General features: G+C 68.6%; 23 protein-coding genes. 5 read left to right on the plus strand and 18 right to left on the minus strand.

All coding sequences use genetic code 11. The features are described from left to right. The 7 genes from A5694_RS09370 to A5694_RS09400 form a co-directional block, all read right to left on the minus strand. Window positions 1-870 (minus strand): SDR family oxidoreductase, encoded by an 870-nt coding sequence (locus A5694_RS09370; RefSeq protein WP_064921565.1) that lies wholly within the window; start codon window positions 868-870, stop codon window positions 1-3. A 20-nt stretch (window positions 871-890) separates the two neighbouring features. Then, on the minus strand, window positions 891-1757 hold the full coding sequence (locus tag A5694_RS09375; RefSeq protein WP_064921566.1) for a MaoC/PaaZ C-terminal domain-containing protein: 867 nt from the start codon (window positions 1755-1757) through the stop codon (window positions 891-893). A 1-nt stretch (window position 1758) separates the two neighbouring features. Beyond that, window positions 1759-2208, minus strand: a complete 450-nt coding sequence (locus A5694_RS09380) for a type II toxin-antitoxin system Rv0910 family toxin (protein ID WP_064921567.1) — start codon at window positions 2206-2208, stop codon at window positions 1759-1761. Between the two features lie 27 nt (window positions 2209-2235). Then, window positions 2236-3441, minus strand: a complete 1206-nt coding sequence (locus A5694_RS09385; RefSeq protein ID WP_064921568.1) for a lipid-transfer protein — start codon at window positions 3439-3441, stop codon at window positions 2236-2238. A gap of 111 nt (window positions 3442-3552) precedes the next feature. Then, window positions 3553-4188, minus strand: coding sequence for a TetR/AcrR family transcriptional regulator (locus A5694_RS09390; protein ID WP_064921569.1), 636 nt, complete (start codon window positions 4186-4188; stop codon window positions 3553-3555). 147 nt (window positions 4189-4335) lie between these two features. After that, window positions 4336-6375: a CocE/NonD family hydrolase gene (locus A5694_RS09395; RefSeq protein WP_064921570.1), complete on the minus strand. Its 2040-nt coding sequence runs from the start codon at window positions 6373-6375 to the stop codon at window positions 4336-4338. Between the two features lie 15 nt (window positions 6376-6390). Next, the gene (locus A5694_RS09400; protein WP_064921571.1) at window positions 6391-7695 is read right to left on the minus strand and encodes an ATP-grasp domain-containing protein; all 1305 of its coding nucleotides are present in this window, start codon (window positions 7693-7695) and stop codon (window positions 6391-6393) included. A gap of 76 nt (window positions 7696-7771) precedes the next feature. Here A5694_RS09400 and A5694_RS09405 point away from each other — a divergent pair, with 76 nt between their 5' ends. Further along, window positions 7772-8653, plus strand: coding sequence for an alpha/beta hydrolase (locus A5694_RS09405; RefSeq protein WP_165604359.1), 882 nt, complete (start codon window positions 7772-7774; stop codon window positions 8651-8653). On the opposite strand, the gene truB is transcribed toward A5694_RS09405, so the two are convergent. From truB to A5694_RS09420, 3 genes are read right to left on the minus strand one after another with little or no spacing between them, the layout of a single operon-like run. Beyond that, the gene (gene truB / locus A5694_RS09410; protein WP_064921573.1) at window positions 8650-9534 is read right to left on the minus strand and encodes a tRNA pseudouridine(55) synthase TruB; all 885 of its coding nucleotides are present in this window, start codon (window positions 9532-9534) and stop codon (window positions 8650-8652) included. The two genes, A5694_RS09405 and truB, sit on opposite strands and share 4 nt — an antisense overlap. Next, entirely contained in the window at window positions 9531-10184 is a 654-nt protein-coding gene (gene pptT, locus A5694_RS09415) for a 4'-phosphopantetheinyl transferase PptT (RefSeq protein ID WP_064921574.1), read from the minus strand. The genes truB and pptT overlap by 4 nt, the downstream gene beginning before the upstream one ends. Continuing rightward, window positions 10181-11146 carry a metallophosphoesterase family protein gene (locus tag A5694_RS09420; protein WP_064921575.1) on the minus strand — a complete coding sequence of 322 codons (966 nt, stop codon included), beginning with the start codon at window positions 11144-11146 and terminating at the stop codon, window positions 10181-10183. Before A5694_RS09420 ends, pptT begins: the two co-directional genes overlap by 4 nt. Window positions 11147-11281: 135 nt before the next feature. Here A5694_RS09420 and A5694_RS09425 point away from each other — a divergent pair, with 135 nt between their 5' ends. Together A5694_RS09425 and A5694_RS09430 are read left to right on the plus strand one after the other, a co-directional pair. Then, entirely contained in the window at window positions 11282-11872 is a 591-nt protein-coding gene (locus tag A5694_RS09425) for a DUF3558 family protein (protein WP_064921576.1), read from the plus strand. A 7-nt stretch (window positions 11873-11879) separates the two neighbouring features. Then, entirely contained in the window at window positions 11880-13529 is a 1650-nt protein-coding gene (locus A5694_RS09430) for a CocE/NonD family hydrolase (RefSeq protein WP_064921586.1), read from the plus strand. Here the strand turns inward: A5694_RS09430 and A5694_RS09435 are convergent. After that, window positions 13482-14237: a DUF5642 family protein gene (locus A5694_RS09435; protein WP_234787906.1), complete on the minus strand. Its 756-nt coding sequence runs from the start codon at window positions 14235-14237 to the stop codon at window positions 13482-13484. The two genes, A5694_RS09430 and A5694_RS09435, sit on opposite strands and share 48 nt — an antisense overlap. Continuing rightward, window positions 14234-14539 carry a hypothetical protein gene (locus A5694_RS23650; protein ID WP_125225636.1) on the minus strand — a complete coding sequence of 102 codons (306 nt, stop codon included), beginning with the start codon at window positions 14537-14539 and terminating at the stop codon, window positions 14234-14236. Before A5694_RS23650 ends, A5694_RS09435 begins: the two co-directional genes overlap by 4 nt. Window positions 14540-14973: 434 nt before the next feature. Here A5694_RS23650 and A5694_RS09440 point away from each other — a divergent pair, with 434 nt between their 5' ends. After that, entirely contained in the window at window positions 14974-15201 is a 228-nt protein-coding gene (locus tag A5694_RS09440) for a hypothetical protein (RefSeq protein ID WP_419179752.1), read from the plus strand. 37 nt (window positions 15202-15238) lie between these two features. Beyond that, window positions 15239-15994 (plus strand): enoyl-CoA hydratase, encoded by a 756-nt coding sequence (locus A5694_RS09445; protein ID WP_064921577.1) that lies wholly within the window; start codon window positions 15239-15241, stop codon window positions 15992-15994. A gap of 61 nt (window positions 15995-16055) precedes the next feature. Here the strand turns inward: A5694_RS09445 and A5694_RS09450 are convergent, their stop codons facing one another. The 6 genes from A5694_RS09450 to infB all read right to left on the minus strand — a co-directional run. Next, window positions 16056-17792: a hypothetical protein gene (locus tag A5694_RS09450; RefSeq protein ID WP_064921578.1), complete on the minus strand. Its 1737-nt coding sequence runs from the start codon at window positions 17790-17792 to the stop codon at window positions 16056-16058. Window positions 17793-17989: 197 nt separating this feature from the next. Next, the gene (locus tag A5694_RS09455; RefSeq protein WP_109535649.1) at window positions 17990-18550 is read right to left on the minus strand and encodes a sugar O-acetyltransferase; all 561 of its coding nucleotides are present in this window, start codon (window positions 18548-18550) and stop codon (window positions 17990-17992) included. A gap of 11 nt (window positions 18551-18561) precedes the next feature. Next, window positions 18562-19881: an MATE family efflux transporter gene (locus A5694_RS09460; RefSeq protein WP_064921580.1), complete on the minus strand. Its 1320-nt coding sequence runs from the start codon at window positions 19879-19881 to the stop codon at window positions 18562-18564. After that, entirely contained in the window at window positions 19874-20878 is a 1005-nt protein-coding gene (locus A5694_RS09465) for a DHH family phosphoesterase (RefSeq protein WP_109535650.1), read from the minus strand. The genes A5694_RS09460 and A5694_RS09465 overlap by 8 nt, the downstream gene beginning before the upstream one ends. Continuing rightward, window positions 20859-21338, minus strand: a complete 480-nt coding sequence (rbfA, locus tag A5694_RS09470; RefSeq protein WP_064921582.1) for a 30S ribosome-binding factor RbfA — start codon at window positions 21336-21338, stop codon at window positions 20859-20861. Before rbfA ends, A5694_RS09465 begins: the two co-directional genes overlap by 20 nt. Then, window positions 21338-23246, minus strand: a 1909-nt coding sequence (gene infB / locus A5694_RS09475) for a translation initiation factor IF-2 (RefSeq protein ID WP_234787907.1), incomplete at its 5' end; no start/stop codon positions are given. The genes rbfA and infB, both read right to left, overlap by 1 nt.

Raw genomic sequence — 23246 nt, forward strand, 5'->3', positions numbered from 1 at the left:
TCAGTGCGGCAGCCGCGCCGCGATGTCGTCGATCTGCCAGATGCCGTCGGTCTCGATGGTCTCGGTGTCATGCCACCCGGACAGTTTCGAGATCGCCCCACCTTGCACCGCGTACACCGTGCCGGTGATCGGACACTTGTCGGTGGCCAGATAGGCCACCAACGGCGAGATGTTGGCCGGGCTGAACAAGTCCAGCTCGCCGTCCTCCGGCTCGGCCATCAGCGCCCCCATCCCGGGCGTGGCCAGGGTGAGACGCGTGCGGGCGATCGGGGCGATGGCGTTGACCCGCACCCCGTAGCGATCCAACTCCTCGGCAGCGATCAGAGTCAGGGCGGCGATTCCCGCCTTGGCCGCACCGTAATTCGCCTGACCGGCGTTGGGCAGCGTGACCCCCGATCCCGAGGCGGTGTTGATCACCGCGGCGTTGGGCTGGTCGCCGGCCTTGGATTGGGCCTTCCAGTAGGCCGCGGCGTGATGCAGCATCGCGAAATGCCCCTTGAGGTGCACGGCGATCACGGCATCCCACTGCGACTCCTGCATTCCGGGGATGAACGAATCCCGCAGGATTCCGGCGTTGTTGACCAGCACATCCAGCCGGCCGAACTCGTCGATGGCCTGCTGGACAAGGCCTTTCGCGCACGACCAGTCGGCGATGTTGTCGGTGTTGGCCACCGCCCGGCCGCCGGCTGCCACAATCTCGTCGACCACCTGCGCCGCGGTGGCAGCGTCGGCACCCTCGCCGGCATTACTTCCGCCCAGGTCGTTGACCACCACGGCGGCGCCTTCGGCGGCAAAGAGCAGGGCGTGCTCGCGCCCGATCCCGCGTCCGGCACCGGTGATCACCGCGACCCGGCCTTCCAACACACCCATGTATGGCTCCTTGCTGTTCTCTAGTCGGCGATGACGGCCAAGCCGTCGGTGATGGCCATTTCGCCGGTGCCTACCCGCGCGGTCTCGAATGCGTAGGTCGTGGCGCCGTCGCCGCGACCACTGGTCCAGATCCGGGTCTGAAGGTCGTCGCCGGGCAGCACCATCTTGGAGAACCGCACCGCGAGGCGCCGCAGCCGGTTGACATCCGAGCCGGCCACCTCGGTGAGCACCGCCCAGGAGGTGAACGCCATGGTGCACAGACCGTGCGCGATGATCCCCGGCAGTCCGGCGTCGCGGGCGACTTCCTCGTCCAGGTGAATCGGCATCGGATCACCCGCGGCCGGCCCATAACGGAACGTCTGGTCGTGGTCGATATGTTGGACGACCTTGGCCACCGGCGCCTGCTCCCGCAGCGCGTCATCGAACTTGTGGCCGGGGCTGAGGTCCCCCACCCGTCGGCCCACATTGTGGCCGCGGAAGAAACAGGTCACATACTGTTCGTTGACCAATTCGCCGGCCTCAGTGCGGCATTCGAGGTAGACGGCGGCGCGGGTGCCCTTCTCCAGGCCCTCGTAGCCGATCATCTTGCCGCGCGAGACCAGCCGATCACCGGGGCGAATCGGCCGGTGGAAGTGGAAGTCCTGCTCGCCGTGCACCACTCGTGGGATCAGTTCGACCGGGGCGACCTCGACGGTCGGCGTCAGCAACGACTCGAACACCGGGACGATCGCGAATACCGGGGGCGCCAGATCGCCGTTGCGGTGCGCCGGGATCGGATCATTGGTCGCCTCGGCATAACAGACGATCCGCTCCCGGGTGACCTCGAAGCGGTCCTCGTCGGTCCACTTGTTCAGCCCGGCGTCGTCGAATTCCAGCTCGTCGGCCATCTCAGGCCGCTGCTGCCAGCGCCTCAAGCTGCGCGAGCGTCTTGTCGAGTTGCTTGGCGCCGTCTTTCTCCACCGCCTTCCCCAGCGCGCCCTTGATCAACGCACCCTCGAAGTCGCCGGCCACGCTGAACACCGAGCCGTCGCCGTCGGGGCTGACCGTGAAGTCGAACCGGCACTTCACCCCCGCCATGCCGGTGCCCGACAACGTCAGGCTGCTTCCGGCACTCCCCTTTTCGGAGACCTTCTCGACCGTCCACTCGATCTTGTTCGCCATCCCGAGCATGACGATCTTGGCGGTCAGCGTCGAACCCGGCTCCAGCGCAGCCGGTGGCTCGGTGAGCCACTTCTCGTGGATGGTGAACCACTTGTCCCAGCTGGACAGATCGCTGATGGTGTCCCACAACGCGTTCGGGCTGACGGCCAGGTTCTTGGTGGCTTCGATGTGTCCCATGGGGTGTTCTCCTCGGCTCTCGGTGGGCTAGCGCTCGGCGCGCTGGTAGGCGGTGACCACGGCGGCGCCACCGAGGCCGATGTTGTGTTGCAGGGCGGCGGTGACGCCCGGCACCTGGCGCTGGTCGGCCTCCCCCCGCAGCTGCCAGGTCAACTCCGAGCACTGCGCCAGCCCGGTGGCCCCCAGCGGATGCCCCTTGGAGATCAAGCCGCCCGAGGGGTTGACCACCCAGCGTCCGCCGTAGGTGGTGTCGCCGTCGTCGATCAACTTGGGCGCCTCCCCTTCGGCGCAGAGCCCCAGCGCTTCGTAGAGCAGCAGCTCGTTCGCCGAGAAGCAGTCGTGCAGCTCGATCACCTGGAAGTCCTCCGGTCCGAGGCCCGACTGCCGGTAGACCCGTTGTGCAGCTTGCACATTCATGTCGTAGCCGATCAGGTTCTTGGCGGTGCCGTCGAAGGTGGAGGCGAAGTCGGTGGTCATCGCCTGCCCGACGATCTCCACGGCCCGCCCGGCCAGGCCGTGCTTGTCGACGAACCCCTCGCTGGCCAGGATCGCCGCCCCCGAGCCATCCGAGGTCGGCGAGCACTGCAGCTTGGTCAGCGGGTCATAGATCATCCGGGAGCCCAGGATGTCCTCGAGGGTGTATTCGTCCTGGAACTGGGCGTAGGGGTTGTTCACCGAATGCTTGTGGTTCTTGTAGCCGATCTTGGCGAAATGCTCGGCGGTGGAACCGTATTGCTTGATGTGCTCGCGGCCCGCGGCGCCGAACATCCACGGCGCCACCGGGAACAGCACCTCGGAGATCTCGGCCAGCGCCAGCACATGCTTTTCCATCGGCTGGGCACGGTCGTCATAGGTGGACTCCAGCGAGCCGGGCTTCATCTTCTCGAAGCCCAGCGCGATGGTGCAGTCGGCCAGCCCGCCGCGGATCGCCTGGGCGGCAAGGTAGAGCGCGGTCGAACCGGTCGAACAGTTGTTGTTGACGTTGACCACCGGGATCCCGGTCAGCCCCAGCTCGTACAGCGCCCGCTGCCCGGAGGTGGACTCACCGTAGACGTAACCGACGTAGCCCTGCTCCACCTCGCGGTAGTCGATCCCGGCGTCGGTCAGCGCCTTGGTGCCGGATTCGCGGGCCATGTCCGGGTAGTCCCACGCCGACCCGTCGTCGTTGTGACGCCGGCCCGGCTTCTCGAACTTCGTCATCCCGACGCCGATCACATACACCCTGTTCGCCATGGTTCTCCTCCACATCCCGCCAGGTGGCTAAAAACATACAGACGTGATTGCATCTTTACAAGGGCGCGCAGCGGGCCACGCCCGGCGGGCCACGCCGCCGGCCCAGCGATATCAGTGGGGGTACGGCAAGACGCCGGTGGCGACCTGACGCAGGTGTACGCACGCCCGATCCCAGCGCCGCCGGGCGCGCTGCGGGTCGTCGTCGACGAAGTTCGACACCAGGATGCCGCGCAGTGCGTCCATCGCGGTGTAGACGACGTTGCGGATCTCTTTTTGGGCGGGGTGTCCGGGCATCAGCTGGGCGATCGCGGCGACCAGGGTCCCGTTGACGACGGCTTCCACCCGCTCGATGTGCTGTGCGAGGACCCGGTCGGTGCGGGCGGCGACCCAGAGTTCCACGGTCGCAATGAACATCGGCCCCTGGTGGGCTTCCCACAGGAAGTCCAGGGCTGTTGCCACCGGGTCCGGGATGGACCGGACCTGGCCGAGTTCGCGGATGGCGGCCTGGGTGCGCTGCTGGGCCAGGTGTTCGACGGCGGCGACGACGAGATCTTCTTTCGACCGGAAGTGGTGGATCTGGGCGCCCCGGGTGACGCCGGCCAGTTCGGCGATACGCGGCGTGGTGGTGCCGGAGTAGCCGTAGCTCACCAGGCAGTCGATGGTGGCATCGAGCAGTCGAGTCCGCATCGCGGCGCTGCGCTCCGCCTGGGTGCGGCGCGCCGCCGGTGCACTCCCGCTCGCAGCCATCCCAGCACCTCCACGATTCGGCGTCCGACTCCCAACTCGCGCGTCAGCATAACGTCAGGGGGGCACGTTTACATACGTTCACGCTGGCATGTAACTCTCCGGCGACGCTCCCACAGCATGGGATCGGCTCGCCCCGGGTCCGCCCGCCTAGACCAACTGCCGCGGGATCTCCCGGCTCCAGTCCTGGGCGTAGACCCGGCGGCGGCCGTGCAGCTCATCGAACTCGTAGGCGTCTAGTTGCGCGGTCACGATGAAGCTTTCGGCGGTCGAGGACAGCACGGTCGAGGTGGTGATCTCGACGTTCCAATCGTCGCGCCGGAAGCCGTTGAGCGTGCGGGTCTCGCCGCACGCCGAGGTCGGGTCGTTGCCTTGAAAGCTGAACGACTCGGCGGTGTTGCGCCGCACCGCCGTTGCGGTTTCGTCGATGATCTCCTCACCCTGATCGTTGCCGATGTGCAGGGCGGTGATACCGGTGGCCAGGTCCCGGGCGATACGCCAGTAATGGTCGCCGGGCCGTACCTGCGTGGTGGCCAGCGGCGGTGCCGACTGGGCCGGGCCGAACGGCGGCAGCTGTGCGTCCTCGTCGTCACGTCGCGGCCGCACCGGCAGCGACAGCGTGCTGCGCCCGGTGGACACGGTCAGCATGACCGGTTCCGGAGCGGGCCACACCAGCGGGAAATAGGAGCTGGACAGCGACAACCGCAGCCGGTGCCCCGCCGGGAACACCTGCGCCATCCCGTTGAGCTTGACCCGCACCCGGTAGCGCTGCCCCGGCGTCAGCGGCTGGGGGTCGGCACTGCCGTCGCGGTGGGTGAGGTTCAGCAGGCCGTAGGTCACCCGAGTCGCCTCGCCGTTGGGTGCCACGTCGGACAGCCGGGCGGCAACCATCGCGACCGGCTTGTCGGCGGCGATCTCCAGGTCAAGTCGGGGCAGCCCGAGCACCTCGACCGGCTCGGCGAGCGGTTCGGTGTCGAACACCAGCGCGCCGCCGTCCCCGTCGCGTTGGTCGGTGGGCAGGTCCGGTGTCGCCGCGTAGGAGGCCCACTTCCCCGCCGACAGCCCTGCGCTGAGCGGCGAGCACACCGAGAGCTGTTCAGCTGCCGCATCATCGCGCTGTGCTGCCAGGCCGTGGCGGGTGAGCGTGTAGCAATAGTCCACGGTGTGCGGGCTGGGCCAGCTCGGCTCGCCCACCCACCTTCCCGGGCGCTGTTCATAGGCCGGGTTGGGCGGAACACTGTCCTGCATCCAGGCCCGCAGCATCGGCTCGTCCATGATCCCGTTGTCGATTCCCTTGAGCCAGTGGTCGAACCAGCGCACCGTCTCCTGCAGGAAGCCGATCGCCGGCCCCGGCACCCCGAGGTGGGGATATTTGTGGCCCCACGGGCCGATCAGGCCCTTGCGGGGAACGTCGAAATTCTCCAGCAACCGGAAGATGGCGTTGGTGTAGCCGTCGGCCCAACCGCCCACCGCGAACACCGGGCACGTCACGGCGCCGTAGTCCTCGTTGACCGAGGCCCGTTTCCAGTAGTGGTCACGGTGCTGGTGTTCCAGCCACTTTTCCACCCACAGGCCGCTGCCCTCCAGACGCTGCCGCCACATCTGGCGCCAGCGGTCCCCGACGATCGCCGGATCCGGCGGCAGACTGTTGTAGGCGAACATCACCGTGGCCTCCGACAGGTTGTCCGACAGCAGGCAGCCGCCCATGTAGTGCATGTTGTCCACATAGAGGTCGTCAGTGGCCGAGGCACTGATGATCGCTTTGAGGGCGGGCGGGCGGCGGGCCGCGATGTGCAGGCTGTTGAAGCCGCCCCAGGAGATCCCCATCATCCCGACATTGCCGTCGCACCAAGGCTGTTCGGCCAGCCATGCGATCACCGTGCAGGCATCGTCTTGTTCGGCGGGCAGGTACTCATCGGCCAGTACCCCGTCGGAGTCGCCACTGCCGCGCAGATCCACCCGCACACAGGCATACCCATGACCGGCGATATAGGGATGGTTCAACGCATCCCGGTAGCGGGTGTCATCACGCTTGCGGTACGGCAGGTACTCCAGCACAGCCGGCACCGGTGTCTGCTCGGCGTCCACCGGCAGCCAGATGCGTGCGGCCAGCCGGGCGCCGTCTGCCATGGTGATGAAGGTGTTCTCGATCGTGCGGACGTGATGGGGAAAGGACGTGATCGTCTCCAACGCTTCTCCTTGCGGTCAACGGGCGGCGGCGGACTCCCTGATGGTGAACGGCAGCAGCTGCTGGGCGCTGGCGAAGTCCTCGGCAAGCGCATCGGTGCTCTGGGCGCCCATGTACAAGGTGGCCAACTCGTAGCGGTAGGGATTCTGGTTGGGCAGCTCCGAGAGCCGGTCCCCCACCGCTACGGTGATCTCCACCAAAGTGTCGGGAAAGCGTTCGCGGACCCGTTCGATATCCGACGCACTGGGCACGGCCTCGACCACGCCGTCGGTCTCGTGGCCCATCAGGCATTTCGCGGCCGTGGCGAACTTCCCGGCGCGGGCGTGCGGCCGCGGACGCCGGCCCAGCGCGACGTCGATGGCGAATTCGTGGTTCGACACCCCGTCCACCTTCGCGAACAAGTCACTGTGCGACTGCGAGATTCGGGTATTGACCTCGATCAACCAGAGCTTGTCGGTGTCGGCGTCCCACATGAACTCGGCGTTGAAGCACCCGTTGTCGAATCCGACGTGCCGCATGTAGCGCTCGGTGACATCGATCATGCGCTGCTGCAACGCAGAACTGATCGACGAAGCCGGATAGTCGAGGCGGTCGAAGCTGTGCCCGTCGGCGGCCCGGTGCATGTCGAACACGCCGTGCACCAGGAAATCCCCGCGGTACATCGACCCCTCGGGGGCGGCCTGGACCCCCGAAACGATGCTTTCGGCAATGCACGCCGTGCCGGTCACCCCCTCGACGCGCTCGGGGAGATCGACCATCCCCAGCGCCTCGTCGAACGCGTCCCCGTATCGGCGGATGCTCGCCCGGATCTCGTCGAGCGCCTCGGCGAACTGTGCCCGGGTGTGGATTTCGAACCCAAGTTGCGATGAATGTGACTTGACCGGCTTGACCCAGAACGGAAATGCGACATCCCCGGCGTCCAGGGCATCCAGGGCGTCGTCGTCGAACGGGTCGAACGCCGCGAAGGCCGGCACGCATTCGGGAACCGATTCGCGTTGGGTCAGCCGCGACCAGTACTTGTGCTCGCACGTCAGGATGCTGCGCAGACTCGGAGCCGGGATGTCGTGCTCGGCAGCCAGCACCGGGCCCAGCACGCTGGTGGGAAAGTCCCAATGCGCGATGATCGCGTCTACGGTGCCGTCGAACCCGGCGAGCTGCGCGCGGGCCTCATCCAGGAGGGCGCCGAGTTCGTAGTGCTCGGCGCCGACCAGCACGTCGTAGTCGAGCAGACCATGAAAGCGCAGTTCGTCGGCGCCACGTACGGTGTGCAGCTCACCGCGCTGCTGCTCGCTGAGTCCCAGCACGAACACGTTTTTGGGCATATGGTCTGGGATGCCCGTTGTAGCGCCAGGCAAACCGGGTAACCCGTCAGCCATGGTCTCGCTACGTTCCCACCTGGTGACGATCTCCCTGCGCGCCCAGCGCAGTAAACGCTTCTACGCCGACCCGGCGGTGATGCGGGCACGCCTGCCCAAACACCAGAGTCCGCACAAGACCGAGCCGATCCGCTCGGTGCGCCGGCGGGTCCGGGTCGCCGAAAGCCACGTCGGCCAGACCCGCTGCTATGTGCTCGAGCCCCGTTCCGGCGCTGGCAGCCGGCGGGTGCTGCACCTGCACGGCGGTGGGTTCGTCGAAGAACCCGAGCCGCACCATTGGCGGTTTCTGCGGTGGCTGGTCGAGCACGCCGACGCCACCGTCGTGTTTCCCATCTACCCGCTGTGCCCCTCGGCCGGCCATCGGCGGATCCGCGCCTGCGTGCGCGCGGTATACGACCGGTACCTCGCGGACCACGGCGGGGCCCGCTATGTGTTCGGGGACTCGGCGGGCGGCGCGCTCACCACCGACCTGGTCGAGACGCTGCGCCGGGAGCGGGGGCGGTTGCCGACGGGCCTGGGACTGATCTCCCCCTGGCTGGATCTGGCGGTGGCCGACCCGCGTTCAGCGCGGATTGAACCGCACGACCCGGAGTTGGGAATCGAAGGCCTGCGCCAGGCCGGCCGGTGGTATGCCGCCGGGGAATCCCTCGAGGATCCGGGAATCAGCCCGGTGCACGCCGATTTCACCGGCTTCCCACCGATGGTGATGTTCACCGGAACCCGCGACATTCTCAATCCCGACGCCCGCCGGCTGTGTGACGCGGCCACCGCCAGCGGTGTACGGGTCGACTTTCACGAGTACGACGGGATGTTTCACAACTGGCTGATGCAGCCCATTCCCGAGGGCGCCCGGGCCCGGGCACAGGTGGGCCGGTTCTTCGAAGAGGTCTTCGAGACGGTTTAAAGCGTGGCCGGCCGGATGACGACCACGGATCTGGTGCGCTGGCCGGAATCCTGCAACAGCGCGATCACCCGGCCATCCGGGGCGGTCGCCGCGTAGACGCCGTCGATGCCGGCGGACACCAGTGGGCGGCCGTGGCTGACGTCCAGCTCCTCGTCGGGGGTCAGGTCGCGGCGCGGAAAGCTCTGCAGGCAGGCCTCATCCAGGCTGTAGCTCAGCTGCGGGGCGTCGCCGAGCTCTTCGAGGGTGCGCGCCTGATCCAGCCCGAAACGCCCGGCCCGGGTGCGCCGCAGGGCGGTCAAGTGCCCGCCGACGCCCAGCACGTTACCGAGGTCGCGGGCCAGCGCCCGGATGTAGGTGCCCGCCGAACAGTCCACCTCGACGTCGAGATCCACGAAGTCACCCACCCGTCTGACATCGAGCACCTCGAAGCGATCGATGCGCACCGGCCGGGCGGGCAGCTCGACGGCGTGCCCTTCCCGGGCCAACTGGTAGGACCGCTTGCCGGCGACCTTGATGGCGCTGACCGCCGAGGGCACCTGCGCGATATCGCCGCGCAGGCCCGAGACTGCGTCGGCAATCTGGGAGTCGGTGAGGTGGACGGCTGAAACCGTCTGTAGCGCTTCGCCTTCGGCGTCCTCGGTGGAGGTGGTCTGACCCAGCCGGATAGTGGCGGCATAGGCCTTCGCCGACGTGGTGAGCAGGCCCAGAATCTTGGTGGCCCGTTCGATGCCGATCACCAGCACCCCGGTGGCCATCGGGTCCAGGGTGCCGGCATGGCCGACCTTGCGGGTGGAGAAGAATCGGCGGCACCGGGACACCACATCGTGGCTGGTGATTCCGGCCGGCTTGTCGACGATCACCAGGCCCGGTTGGGCGTTCACAGCACGATCGCGGTCAGCACCAGCCCGTCGCTGACCGACCACCGCCCGCGCAGCTCGGTCAGCGGCGGGCCCGTCAGCGCCGCAGGGTCGATGAGGATGCGGGAGACGAAACCACCGTCGGAATCGAAGCTGATGTGGGCATCTTCGAAGCCCAGCCAGCGCTTGGTCAGCGGAAACCATGCCTTGTAGGTGGCTTCCTTGGCGCAGAACAGAATCCGGTCCCAGTGCAGCTCACTCGGCAGGTCGGCCAGTTCGACGCGTTCGGCGGGCAGGCTGACCGCGTCGAGCACACCGTTGGGCAGCACGTCGTGCGGTTCGGCGTCGATGCCCACCGACCGCACGTCGGTATCGCGGCCTACCACCGCGCCGCGGAAACCCGCGCAGTGCGTCAGGCTGCCGACGATGCCGGCTGGCCAGCACGGTTCGCCCTTCTCCCCTTTGAGGATCGGCACCGGCGGCTGACCGAGCTCCTCGAGCGCCAATCGGGCGCAGTAGCGCGCCGTGACGAATTCGTTGCGCCGCTTGGCAACCGACCGCGCCACCAGCGGCTCCTCCTCCGGCAGCGGGGCCAAACCGGGCGGGTCGTCGTAGCGTTCGGCCCACGCCAGCGACCGCGCAGGGGCCAGCACCGTGTCGAGAAGTTTGCTCATCGGGACTGCCGTTGCCGCAGCCGTTCGGCGAATTTCGCACTCGCCGCGCGCATCTCGTCGGTGATGGTGAAGTGGCCGCCGAACTCGTTGAGGTAACCGGGCGGGTATTGCGGGTCGGGCAGCACCTGGCGCAGCCAGCGATGCGGCTTGCGGCGCTGCCACTCCCGCGGGTAGCCGACTGAGACCTCTTCGAAGCGCACCCCGTCGTAGAAGGTGGTGCGGGGGATGTGCAGGTGACCGTAGACCGAGCAGGTCGCGTTGTAGCGGGTGTGCCAGTCGGCGGTTTCGACGGTGCCGCACCACAGCGAGAACTCCGGGTAGTACAGCGCGTCGCAGGGCTCGCGCACCATCGGGAAATGGTTGACCAGCACGGTCGGCGTCATCCAGTCCAGATCTTCGAGGCGCTTGCGGGTGACGGCCACCCGGTCACGGCACCACGCGTCGCGGGTGCCGTAGGGCTCGGGAGACAGCAGGAACTCATCGGTGGCCACCACGTTCTTCTCCCGCGCGATGGCCAGCCCTTCGGCTTTGGTGGTCGCGCCGGCCGGCAGGAACGTGTAGTCGTAGAGCAGGAACATCGGCACGATGGTGGCCGGGCCGCCCTCCTCGGTCCACAGCGGGTACGGGTGCTCCGGGGTGATGACGCCCATCTGGTCGCACATGTCGACCAGATAGTCGTAGCGCGAGCGCCCGAACACCTGCATCGGGTCCTTGGTGGTGGTCCACAGCTCGTGGTTGCCGGGCACCCAGATCACCTTGGCGAACCGTTTCCGCAACAGGTCCAGCGACCAACGGATCTCGTCGGTGCGTTCGGCAACGTCACCGGCGACGATCAGCCAGTCGTCGGGGGTCGCCGGATGCAGCGACTCGGTGACCGGCTTGTTGCCCATGTGGCCGGTGTGCAGGTCGGAGATCGCCCACAGGGTCGGGCCGTGCGAGGCCGTCGGCTCGTGGATGGTCACGATCCTCAAGACTAGCGGCGCACGTGCGCACCGCGGCAGCGGGCGAATTGGAACGTGTTCTCGCCGTTGCTGCAGTGGCCGGCGCCACAACTTGTACACTCCCGGGGAAAGTCCGGGCGGGAAGCGAGGAGTGGCATGCTCACCAAACTGCGTCTGGCCACGGCGTTCAGCGCGCTGGTGGTGGCCGTCGTGATGGTCTGGCAGCAGACACCGCCTGGCCGCAGCTCGGCCACCGCCGGGGCACACGGGGTGCAGCTGCGCTCCACCGCCGCCCCGCTGGCCCCGCCGCCCACCTCGAGCAAGCCGGTCAACCTGACCAATCCGCGCCCGTTCGACGCCTGCGAGGACATCCCCTTCGACGTCATCGCCCAGCTCGGCCTGGCCTTCACCCCGCCCAAGCCGGTGGAGGGCGTGCGCTGCGAGTTCGACGCCGGCAACTACCAGATGGCCGTCGAAACCTTCGTGTGGCGCAGCTATGACGAGACCCTGCCCCCCGACGCGATCGAGATGGACATCGGCGGGCACCGCGCGGCGCAGTACTGGGTGATGAAGCCCACCGAGTGGAACAACCGGTGGTGGTTCTCCTGCATGGTCGCGTTCAAGACCAGCTACGGGCTGATCCAGCAGTCGCTGTATTACTCGCCGGTGTACTCCAACCCGGACATGGACTGCCAAGCCGAGAACCTGATGCGCGCCCACCAGCTGGCGCCGCACTACAAGTACTGATCCCGTGGTGAGCACCGCTCCGCGGCCCGCCGGCCGGCGCCTAGGTGATGTCGTGCTGAACCGGGCGCTGCGGCAGCTGCCCGCGCCCACCACCGGTTACACGGTGCGCCGCGAACGCATCCCGATGCGCGATGGCGTCACCTTGCTGGCCGACCACTACCAGCCGACCGGTGAGGTGGACGGCACCCTGCTGGTCCGCTGCCCCTACGGCCGGGGTTTCCCGTTCGCGCTGGTGTTCGGCCGGATGTACGCCGCCCGCGGCTATCGGGTGATCCTGCAGAGTGTCCGCGGCACGTTCGGCTCAGCCGGTGTGTTCGAGCCGATGGTCCACGAGGCCGCCGACGGCGCCGACACCGTGGCGTGGCTGCGCACCCAGCCGTGGTTCACCGGCACCTTCGGCACCATCGGCATCTCCTATCTCGGATTTACCCAGTGGGCGTTGCTGGCCGACCCACCACCGGAGCTGGCCGCCGCCGTAGTCACCGTCGGGCCGCACGATCTGTACCGGTCGACCTGGGGTACCGGAGCGTTCGCCGTCAACGACTTTCTGGGCTGGAGTCATTTGATGGCCCACCAGGAGGACCGCCCCCGGATCCGGGCCGGCATTCACCAGTTGACCGCGGGGCGCAAGGTGAAGCGCGCCGCGGCCGGGCGGCCGTTGGGCGCGGCCGGCCGCAAGCTGTTGGGCAACGCCTCGACCTGGTACGAGCGCTGGATTGAACACCCCGACGCCGACGAGCCGTTCTGGGATGCGCTGCGCCACCCAGCGGCGCTGGAGCGCTCCCGGGTTCCGGTGCTGCTGTTGGGCGGCTGGCAGGACCTGTTCCTGGATCAGACGTTGGCCCAGTATCGGGCGTTGCGCGACCGCGGCGTCGAGGTCGCGATGACCATCGGGCCCTGGACCCACACCCAGATGCTCACCAGCGGGCTGGGCCGGGTCACCGCCGAGTCGCTGCAGTGGCTGGACACCCACTTGCGCGGCTCGGTCCGCAACCCGCGGCCGAGCCGGGTCCGGATCTTCCGGGCCGGGCAAGGCTGGTGCGACCGGTCGGATTGGGCGCCGGCCGAGGCCGCGCAGGCGTGGTATCTGCAGCCCGGTGGGATGCTCGGGCCGGCGTCGCCCGACCCGGCAGCCGCGCCGGTCACCTTCCGGTTCGACCCCACCGACCCGCCGCCCACGATCGGCGGGCGGTTGCTGTCGGCGGCCGGCGGCTACCGCAACGACAGCCGGCTGCACCGTCGCGCCGACATGCTCAGCTTCACCGGCGCCGCGTTGACCGAGGACCTCGACGTCTGCGGCGTCCCGGTGCTGGAGTTGGACCACAGCAGCGACATCGGCGACGTCGACCTGTTCGTCCGGATCAGCGAGGTCGACGCGCGCGGTCGCTCCGTCAACGTCAGCGACGGCTACCGGCGGCTGCGGCGGCACACCGGAGGCGTGCGCATCGAGCTGGATGCCATCGCCCGCCGGTTCGCCGCCGGCACCCGGATTCGGGTGCTGATCGGCGGCGGCAACCACCCCCGCTACGCGGCGAACCCGGGCACCGGTGAACCGCCGATCACCGCAACCCGGGTGCAGCCGGCGGTGCACACCGTGCGGTTCGGCCGGTCACGGCTGCTGCTGCCCACGGACCGCGGCGACGGCCTTGACCAGTAGGTCTGACATCAGTCGCTGCGGATCCAACGCAGCGTCCGCGCTGCCCATCACCACGACCGACGTTCGGTCGTCGAGGGCGGCCGTGTACAGGTAGTCGGGATCCTCCTGGGGATCCTCGACGGTGAGCTTGGCCCCGGTCGTGGTGGCGCCGGCGATGCCCGGGGCGGGTATGCGCTCGACGGTCCCGGTCGCCTGCGGGGACCCGGACAACGAGATCCGGTCGCAGCCTGCCGGAAGATCCTCGGCCGCAACCGGATTCGGTGATCGCAGGGCGACGACGTACATGTTGCCCTGATCGCCCTGCGCGATCACCCCGGCGGCTTGGGTGCCTACCGTCGGATCGGCATACCGCGGGATGACCGCCGCACGGCACTGCGGCGGATCGACCCGGGCGTCGGTGAACGCCGCGACCCCCGACCCGGCGATGTCCTGCTCGCCCAGCGTCTTGGCCGGGTGCGTCTGCGCGGTGAAGCCCTCGGGGAAGTCGTCTTTGACGGCGTCGACCCGCGAGATGTCATACGGTGCGGCGTCCTGCGCTGCTGCACCGGCCGGCCGTGGCGCCGCCGAACCGGCCGGGGCCGGCTCGGCGCTCTGACCGCATCCGGCGAGGGTCGCCCCCACACCGAGTGCAGCCACCATCATCAGCCCGTGGCGGGCGCCGGCTCGCCGACCGCGGTCAGGATTCGGCTGGCCCGCCACCGCGGTCACCACCACCACCACCAGTGGTGCCAGAAGTGGTGATGATGGCGCCACCAATGGTGGCCCCACCACTGAGGCATCGGCCCGGCGTGCCCGCCGGTGGCCAGCGCGCCCGGGCCCGCAGCCGGCGGCTGGCCGCCGAGCACCAGCGGAGCACCGGTTACCTGCACCGTGGCCGGCGGTGATGCCGAGAACCCCGCCGGGGCGGCCTGCGCCGTCCCCGCAGCACCTGTCACCAGCGCACCGGCGAGCACGCCGGCGCTGATCGCTCCCGTCGCCACGCGGCGGCATGAATTCTTTGAAATCGACATCAGACCCTCCTTGTTCGATATTCGGATGCTAGCACCGCAACCGGACGCCAACAATGGCGATGGCGAATGTTTTTCCGCCTCGCAAGACAGCGGCGTATATGGTCGGTTAATTCGGTGTTCTTCCCGAATTATCGCAGGTAGGACCCCATCTACTGATCTACTGAATCACTGATTTACGGGTTTCCGTATTTAATGAAAATATGACGCCGCCGACGCTGTAGATATGTCTTGCGGCACGGAATACGAATGAGTCCGATAGGGCCGCTGAAGGCGGTTGTTCGCGTCAAATGGGTAACGCCGGTCTGATCCTGGCTCCGGCACCGGCGCAGGTACCGGCTACCCTGGGCGGCAGTAGTGAGGCCACCACCGCAACCGAAGGTCACACGATGAGCGCCCAGCGAACAGCCGACTGGCCCCCCGCGCGTGAGCCCGGCATGAAGCCCACCGAACCGATCCCGCTCCGGCAGACCCGCACCCGCCGGACCGTCGACTTGTCGCCGGAGCAGCACCGCGCGCTTGATCGTTGGCAGCGCGACGCCGCCGACCGGGTGGGCTGCGCCCGCATCACCGGGCAAGAGGTCATGACGGCCCTGATCGACCAACTGCTGCGCGACCCGGATCTGTCGGCACAGATCATCCGGACCCTCCGGTCCCGGCGCTGAGCGCCCTGGCGATCTCCGGCACGGCTACGGTGAGGCGGTGACTGCTGACATCCTGCTGGTGCAGACCGAAGACCGGATCCGCACGCTGACTCTCAACCGCCCACAAGCCCGCAACGCCCTGTCGCGTGCGTTGCGTGACGCCACCTTCACCGCACTGGCGGACGCCGACGCCGACGACGATGTCGACGTGGTGATCCTCACCGGCGCCGACCCGGTGTTCTGCGCCGGCCTGGATCTCAAGGAATTCGGCGATTCGGCTGTGCTGCCGGACATCTCACCGCAGTGGCCGCCGCTGACCAAACCGGTGATCGGTGCGATCAACGGTGCGGCGGTGACCGGCGGCCTGGAGTTGGCGCTGTACTGCGACATCCTGATCGCCTCGGAGCAGGCCCGGTTCGCCGACACCCATGCCCGGGTCGGGCTGATGCCCAGCTGGGGCCTGAGCGTGCGGCTGCCACAACGTGTGGGGGTGGGCTTGGCCCGCCGGATGAGCCTGACCGGCGACTACCTGTCGGCGGCCGACGCACTGCGGGCCGGCCTGGTCACCGAGGTGGTGCCGCACAGCGAGCTGCTGGGCGCCGCGCGTACGGTGGCGGCGTCGATCGTCGGCAACAACCAGGCCGCCGTGCGGGCACTGCTGGCCTCCTATCACCGCATCGACGAGTCGCAGACCGCCACCGGCCTGTGGATGGAGGCGATGGCAGCCAAACAATGGCTGAACCGGGTGAGCGGCGCTGACGTCGCCGCCAACCGGGAGGCCGTGCTGAAACGTGGTCGCGCTCAGCTGCAATAAAAGCGACGTCCCAGGCGGTGCATGCGCACCGCCTGGGACGTGGCTACTTGCGACCCGCTCGTTAGATGTCGAGCCCCAGGAACGCGTCGCCCGGGTCCAGCAACGCGGAGGCGTCGAAGCCGCCGAACAGCGAACTCAGGTCGATGTTCCCGAACGGGGTCACGAAGATGTCGGTGACGGTGCCGTCGGCACCGTCCAGCCCCGGGATAGCGGAGTAGACGTTGGCGAACCCGCCACCGATGTTGAGAACGCTGTAGACCGAACCGACCGCCGGCAGGTCCGCGGCGTCGCCATCACCGGCGGTGACATCGTCGACGACGAACGACGTGGTGGTCATGCCCAACAGCTGCGTCACCGTCTCCTGGCCGTGCACGCTGCCCAGCAGCTCGGCGTCGGCACCGGTGCCGTCGTAGATGTTGAAGTCCTGCGACGTCAACGGCAGCGGCAACCAGGTGCCACCGAGGTTGAGCCCGGGCGTCCCGCCGCCGATGTTCAGCAACGGCGGAGCTCCGACGGTCTGGTAGACGGGCGCAAAGCCCTCGGTTGCGTCATCCCCCGATCCGGTGAATGGGTCGAAGGTGGTACCGCCGATCGCGAAGGCCTGCTCTCCACCTGCGGCGGTGCCCGCCTGCAGACCGGTGAACGCAGCACCCGGGTCCAGCGGCGCGGACGCATCGATGCCGGCGAACAGAGAGCTCAGATCCATGCTGCCGAACGGGGTCACGAAAACGTCGGTGATGGTGCCGTTTTCGCCCGGGGTGGCGACGTAGACGTTGGCGAATCCGCCGCCGAAGTTGAAGGCGTCATAGACCGTTCCCACCGCCGGCACGCCGTCGCCGTCGCCGCCGGTCACGACCAGTTGAGTGTTGGTCATGCCCAACAGGTTGGTCACGTCGACGCCGGTCGAGATGGTGCCGATCTGCGTGGCCTCATCCCCGGAACCGCTGTAGACGTCGAAGCTCTGGGTGGCCAGCGCGTTCCCGAGATGAGCCGGGTCGCCCAACGATGCGCCGCCGATGGCCAAGAACGGTGCCGCGCCGCCCAGCGCGGGGACTCCGGCGAAGCCCTCCGTCGTCGAGTCACCGGTGCCGGTGAACGGGTCGAGCGTGTAACCGCCGATCGCGAAGGCGTCGTCACCGCCGCCGGAGGCCCCCGCGTGCAGCGCGGCGAAGGCCTCGCCCGGCTGTAGCAGCGCCGAGGCGTCGATACCGGCGAACAACGAACTCAGGTCCATGCTCCCGAACGGCGTCACGAAGGTGTCGGTGATGGTGGCGTCGGCACCGTCGGCTCCCGGGACGGCGGTGTAGATGTTGGCGAAGCCGCCGCCGAAGTTGAACACGTCGTACACCGAGCCGACTGTCGGCAGGTCCGCCGCGGACCCGCCCGCTGCGGCATCGGCTTCGGTGACCGTGAACTGAGTGTTGGTGAAACCCGCCAGGTTCGTCACGACAACGCTGGAGTTGATGCTGCCCAGGCTGGTGCCGTCAGCACCGTACACCTCGAAGTTCTGGGGGGCGATGGGCAGCAGGCCGGCGGGGTTACCGCCGCCGAGGGTCAACAGCGGCGGGCCGCTGGTGAGCGGGTGCACCAGGGAGAAACCCTCCACGTCCGTTCCGGTGACGTTGCTGAACGGATCGAAGGTGTAGCCACCGATCGTGAAGGCGTCGGCGCCGGTGGCGCTGGGACCCACCGGGTCCGCATCCGGGCCGCGGACCGCGACCGCCGCCTGCAGAAACGCCGCCGTCAGCAACCCGCCGCCGACGGTCAGACCTGCGGCTATCAACCGATAATGCATCATTCGTGTGCTTCCTATCCCCTGCGTTCTCCACGGTCAGTGACTTACACCGCTGCGGTCAGCCGGTGTGCCACCGGTAACAACGGGACGAATACTACCCACGGGTAACCTAAATGTATAGATAGACCATGCAGGTTTTTTTCATCTTTTTGACGAACGCAGCGTTGCGGTAATGCACGCCGGCGGGTGACGCCGCCGGCTCAGCGGATCCGCCGGATGACCCGGCAGGGATTCCCGACCGCGACAACGCCGGCCGGGATATCCCGCGTTACCACGCTGCCGGCGCCGACGACGCTGTCGGCTCCGATCGACACCCCCGGACAGACGATCACGCCGGCCGCCAGCCAGACGTTGTCGCCGATGGTGATCGGCGCCGCCGACTCCCACCCGTCGCGCCGGGCATCGATGTCGTCGATCGGGTGCAGCGCCGTCAACAGCTGGACGCGCGGGCCGATCGAGACCTTATCGGCAATGGTGATGGGCGCGCAGTCGAGCATGATCGCGTCGTAGTTGATGAAGCACTCGGCGCCGATGCTGATGTATTTACCGTAGTCGCAGCAGAATCGGGGCATGACCACCGAATTGGCCCCGAAGCCCCCGAGCAGGTCGGCCAACACGCTGCGGCGGCGGTCCTCATCATCGGGGTGGCTGTCGTTGAACGCGGCCAGCAGGCGCTGACACGCCTGCCGGTCGGCCACCAGATCGGGGTCCTCGGGGCGATACAGCGCCCCGCTGAGCATCCGATCGCGGTGAGTCGCCACGGCAGCCGATCCTACGGGCGTCCGCCCTGCGCCCACCGCCCGGAGAGCGCCCGCCACCCGACGAACACCAACCTCAGCACGATGAAGGTGGTCAGCCCCGACCAGAGGCCGGCCAGCCCCCAGTCCAGCATCAGCGACAGCCAGGTCAGCGGCAGGAAGCCGACCAGGGCGCTCAGCATGGTGGCGGTGCGCATGAACGCGGCATCGCCGGCTCCCAGCAGGACGCCGTCGAGGGCGAAAACGATTCCGGCAGACGGTAATTGGGCGACGAGGAACCACCACGGCACCCCGATCGCCGCCAGCACCGCGGCATCACCGGTGAACAGTCCCGGTAACACCGGCGAACCGGCCGCGAGCAATGCGGCCAGTACCGCGGCAGCGGCCGCCGAGAACACCGTGACCCGGATGGCCACCGCCTTGGCGTGGCCGGCGTCGCCGGCGCCCAGGGCCGCTCCGACCAGGGCCTGCGCGGCGATAGCCAGCGAATCGAGCACCAACGCAAAAAATGTCCACAGCTGCAGCACGATCTGGTGGGCACCCAGCGCCGCGGCCCCGAATCGCGCTGCGACCGCGGCCGCCGAGGCGAAGCAGGCCTGAAAGGCCAGCGAGCGCACGATCAGGTCACGGCCCATCACCAGTTGCGCCCGCAGCACCGCGCCGTCGAGCCGCAGCGGGACCCGCTCGCAGTGCAGTGCGCGCACGAACAACAGCGCGGCAAGCCACTGACCTACGCAGTTGGCCACCGCCGAGCCCGGCAGGCCCCAGCGCGGCATACCCAGCGCTCCGAACACCAGCACCGGGCACAGCAACGCCGAAACCGCAAAGCCGGCAACCACATACCGCGGTGGGCGAGCCGTGTCCTGCACGCCGCGCAGCCAGCCGTTGCCGGCCAAAGACACCAGGATCGCCGGAGCGCCGAGGATCGCGATCCGCAGCCACGCCCACCCGGCCTGCGCGATGTCGTCACGACCGGCGACCGCCGACACCAGCGGCGCCCCCACCGCCTGCACCGCGATGACGATCAGCGCGCCCAGGCCCAGCGCCAGCCAGGTCGCCTGCACCCCCTCGGCGACCGCGGCGGCGCGGTCGCCGGCACCGAAGTGGCGCGCCGAACGCGCCGTCGTTCCGTAGGACAGGAACGTGGCCTGCGAGCCGACCAACCCCAGCACCAGCCCGCCGATCGCCAGGCCGGCCAGGCCCAGCGCCCCGAGCCGGCCGACGACGGCGGTGTCGAACAGCAGGTACAGCGGTTCGGCGGCCAGCACCACCAGCGCCGGAAGCGCCAGCGCCGCAATCCTTCTGCCGGTAGCGGCGCCGGACTCCTCAGCCAAGGGCGGCGACCAGGCCGGCGACGACGTCGTGCGCTCCGCCGCTGACCGTGTAACCGGCGGCCAGCCGGTGTCCCCCACCGCCGAACGACACCGCGACTGCGCTCAGATCCACCGACGACTTGGCCCGCATCGACACCGCCCAGCAGCCCGGCTCGACCTCCTTGAACACCGCCGCCACCTCGGCCTGCTCGGTGGTGCGCACGATGTCGACGATGCTCTCCACCTCTTCGGGCCGCGCGGCGGTCCACTCGGCGTGATCGACCACGGCATAGACCAGCCCGCGCCCGTGCACCGCGTCGGGCAGCAACTGTGCTGCAGCCAGCACCCGGGAGAGCATCGTCAGCCAGCCGAACGGATGGGTGTCCATCACGGTGCGGGTGATCGCCGCGCTGTCCACGCCGGCGCCGACCAGCCGCGCCGCCAGCCGGTAGGCGCGGGCACTGGCCCACCGAAACGACCCGGTATCCGTGGCCAGCCCGGCATACAGGCAGTGCGCCACGTCCGCGTCGATCGATTGCCCCCACGCGTCGATCAGCTCCGCCACCATCATCGTCGTCGAATCCGCGGACGGATCAACGAAATTCGCCGTCCCGAACAGCTGATTAGACGCATGGTGATCGATCACCAGCAACTCAGTACCGGCGCCCGCCAGCTCCTGCAGCGCCCCGAGCCGATCAGCGCTCGAGACATCGACCGTGACCACCAGATCGGCGTCGCGGCTTAGCGCCTCGGGCCTGACCAGCAATTCGCCGCCCGGCAGCGACCGCAGGGACTGCGGCAGCTCGGCGGGACAGGCCGGGCGGGCGAAACTGACACCGACCGACTTGCCGCACCGGCGCAGGACCAGGGCAAGCGCCAGCCCGGCACCGATGGTGTCGGCATCGGGATGCACATGGCAGATCACTGCCAGCGTGCCTGCGCCCGCCAGCAGCTCCACGGCTCCGGCGGCGTCGACGCGCCGGCCCGGAAGCAGCGGGTCACCCGCCCGATCGCTCACCGTCACCGCTGTCTTCGGCACCCGCCCGTCCCGGGGCCTCCCGGTACGGGTTGGGGTCCCCGACCGGCTGTTTACCCTCCCGGATGCGGGCCAGGTCGGCGTCGGCCGCCTGTGCGGCCGCCAGCAGTTCCGACATGCGGTGGGCGGTGTCGGGCACGGTGTCCCGCACGAACGTCAGGGTCGGGGTGAACCGCACCCCGGTTCCGGCGCCGACCTTGGACCGCAACACTCCTTTGGCCCCATCCAAGGCGGCGGCAGCACCGCCATAGTCGGGGTCGTCGTCCAGGGAACGGCCCAGCACCGTGTAGTACAGGGTCGCGTCGTGCAGGTCGGCGGTCACCTTGGCGTCGGTGATCGTCACCCCGGCCAGCCGCGGATCCTTGATCTCGTACTCGATTGCCGAGGCGACGATCGTCGAGATCCGCTTGGCCAGCCGCCGCGCCCGAGCCGGATCCGCCACTACGTCCGCGCCTTCTCGACGAGCTCGTAGGTCTCGATGACGTCGCCTTCCTTGATGTCACTGTAGGTCAGCGTCAGACCGCATTCGTAGCCGTCGCGGACCTCGGTGACGTCGTCCTTCTCCCGCCGCAGCGAGGAGACGGTGAGGTTGTCGGCGACCACCACCGAATCGCGCAGCAGCCGCGCCTTGGCGTTGCGGCGCATGACGCCGGAGGTGACCAGGCAGCCGGCGATGTTGCCCACCTTCGAAGACCGGAAGATGGCCCGGATCTCTGCCCGGCCCAGCTCCTTCTCCTCGAAGATCGGTTTGAGCATGCCCTTGAGCGCGCTCTCGATCTCATCGATGGCCTGGTAGATCACCGAGTAGTAGCGGATCTCCACCCCGTCGCGGTTGGCCAGCTCGGTGGCCTTGCCCTCGGCGCGCACGTTGAAGCCGATGATGATCGCATCCGAGGCCGATGCCAGGTTGACGTTGGTCTCGGTGATACCACCGACTCCGCGGTCGATCACCCGCAGCGCCACCTCGTCGTCGACCTGGATGCCCATCAGGGCCTCTTCCAGCGCCTCGACGGTACCGGCGTTGTCGCCCTTGAGGATCAGGTTCAGCTGGCTGGTTTCCTTCAGCGCCGAGTCCAGGTCCTCCAGCGAGATCCGCTTGCGCGAGCGCGCCGCCAGGGCGTTGCGTTTGCGCGCGTTGCGCCGGTCGGCGATCTGGCGGGCGATCCGGTCCTCGTCGACGACGAGCAGGTTGTCGCCGGCGCCGGGCACCGAGGTGAAGCCGATGACCTGCACCGGCCGCGACGGCAGCGCCTCTTCGACGTCGTCGCCGTGCTCGTCGACCATGCGCCGCACCCGCCCGTAGGCGTCGCCGGCGACGATCGAGTCGCCGACCCGCAGCGTGCCGCGCTGGATCAGCACGGTGGCCACCGGGCCGCGGCCGCGGTCCAGGTGCGCCTCGATCGCCACACCCTGGGCCTCCATGTCGGGGTTGGCCCGCAGGTCCAGGGCGGCGTCGGCGGTCAGCAGCACCGCCTCCTCCAGGGCCGCGATGTTGGTGCCCTGCTTGGCCGAGATGTCGACGAACATGGTGTCGCCACCGAATTCCTCAGGCACCAAGCCGTATTCGGTGAGCTGACCGCGAATCTTCTGCGGGTCAGCGCCTTCCTTGTCAATCTTGTTGACCGCCACCACGATCGGCACGTCGGCGGCCTGGGCGTGGTTGATCGCCTCCACCGTCTGCGGCATCACGCCGTCGTCGGCGGCGACCACCAGGATTGCGATGTCGGTGGCCTTGGCGCCGCGGGCACGCATGGCGGTGAACGCCTCGTGACCGGGGGTGTCGATGAAGGTGATCAGCCGCTGCGAGCCGTCGAAGTCGACGGCCACCTGGTAGGCGCCGATGTGCTGGGTGATGCCGCCGGCTTCGCCCTCGCGCACGTTGGCCTTGCGGATGGTGTCCAGCAGGCGGGTCTTGCCGTGGTCGACGTGACCCATCACCGTCACCACCGGCGGGCGGCTCTGCAGGTCGGCCTCGTCGCCGGCGTCTTCGCCGTAAGACAGGTCGAAGGACTCCAGCAGCTCGCGGTCCTCGTCCTCGGGCGAGACCACCTGCACGACGAAGTTCATCTCGCTGCCGAGCAGCTCCAGCGTCTCGTCACCGACCGACTGGGTGGCGGTGACCATCTCACCGAGGTTGAACAGCGCCTGCACCAGCGCTGCCGGGTTGGCGTCGATCTTCTCGGCGAAGTCACTCAGCGACGCGCCGCGCGCCAGCCGGATGGTCTCGCCGTTGCCGTGCGGCAACCGCACGCCACCGACGACCGGTGCCTGCATGTTCTCGTATTCGCTGCATCCGCCCGGCAAGCCGGAGCGCACCCGCACCGACCACCTGCCCGACATCGGCGGGCCC

Origin of the sequence: Mycolicibacter sinensis (genome assembly GCF_001667945.1) — a bacterium.
Taxonomy (GTDB): domain Bacteria; phylum Actinomycetota; class Actinomycetes; order Mycobacteriales; family Mycobacteriaceae; genus Mycobacterium; species Mycobacterium sinense_B.

Coding starts and splice junctions, on each gene's coding strand:
- A5694_RS09370 (WP_064921565.1), bottom strand. CDS start 870: ATGGGTGTGTTGGAAGGCCGGGTCGCGGTGATCACCGGTGCCGGACGC.
- A5694_RS09375 (WP_064921566.1), bottom strand. CDS start 1,757: ATGGCCGACGAGCTGGAATTCGACGACGCCGGGCTGAACAAGTGGACC.
- A5694_RS09380 (WP_064921567.1), bottom strand. CDS start 2,208: ATGGGACACATCGAAGCCACCAAGAACCTGGCCGTCAGCCCGAACGCG.
- A5694_RS09385 (WP_064921568.1), bottom strand. CDS start 3,441: ATGGCGAACAGGGTGTATGTGATCGGCGTCGGGATGACGAAGTTCGAG.
- A5694_RS09390 (WP_064921569.1), bottom strand. CDS start 4,188: ATGGCTGCGAGCGGGAGTGCACCGGCGGCGCGCCGCACCCAGGCGGAG.
- A5694_RS09400 (WP_064921571.1), bottom strand. CDS start 7,695: ATGCCCAAAAACGTGTTCGTGCTGGGACTCAGCGAGCAGCAGCGCGGT.
- pptT (WP_064921574.1), bottom strand. CDS start 10,184: ATGAGCAAACTTCTCGACACGGTGCTGGCCCCTGCGCGGTCGCTGGCG.
- A5694_RS09425 (WP_064921576.1), top strand. CDS start 11,282: ATGCTCACCAAACTGCGTCTGGCCACGGCGTTCAGCGCGCTGGTGGTG.
- A5694_RS23650 (WP_125225636.1), bottom strand. CDS start 14,539: ATGTCGATTTCAAAGAATTCATGCCGCCGCGTGGCGACGGGAGCGATC.
- A5694_RS09440 (WP_419179752.1), top strand. CDS start 14,974: ATGAAGCCCACCGAACCGATCCCGCTCCGGCAGACCCGCACCCGCCGG.
- A5694_RS09450 (WP_064921578.1), bottom strand. CDS start 17,792: ATGATGCATTATCGGTTGATAGCCGCAGGTCTGACCGTCGGCGGCGGG.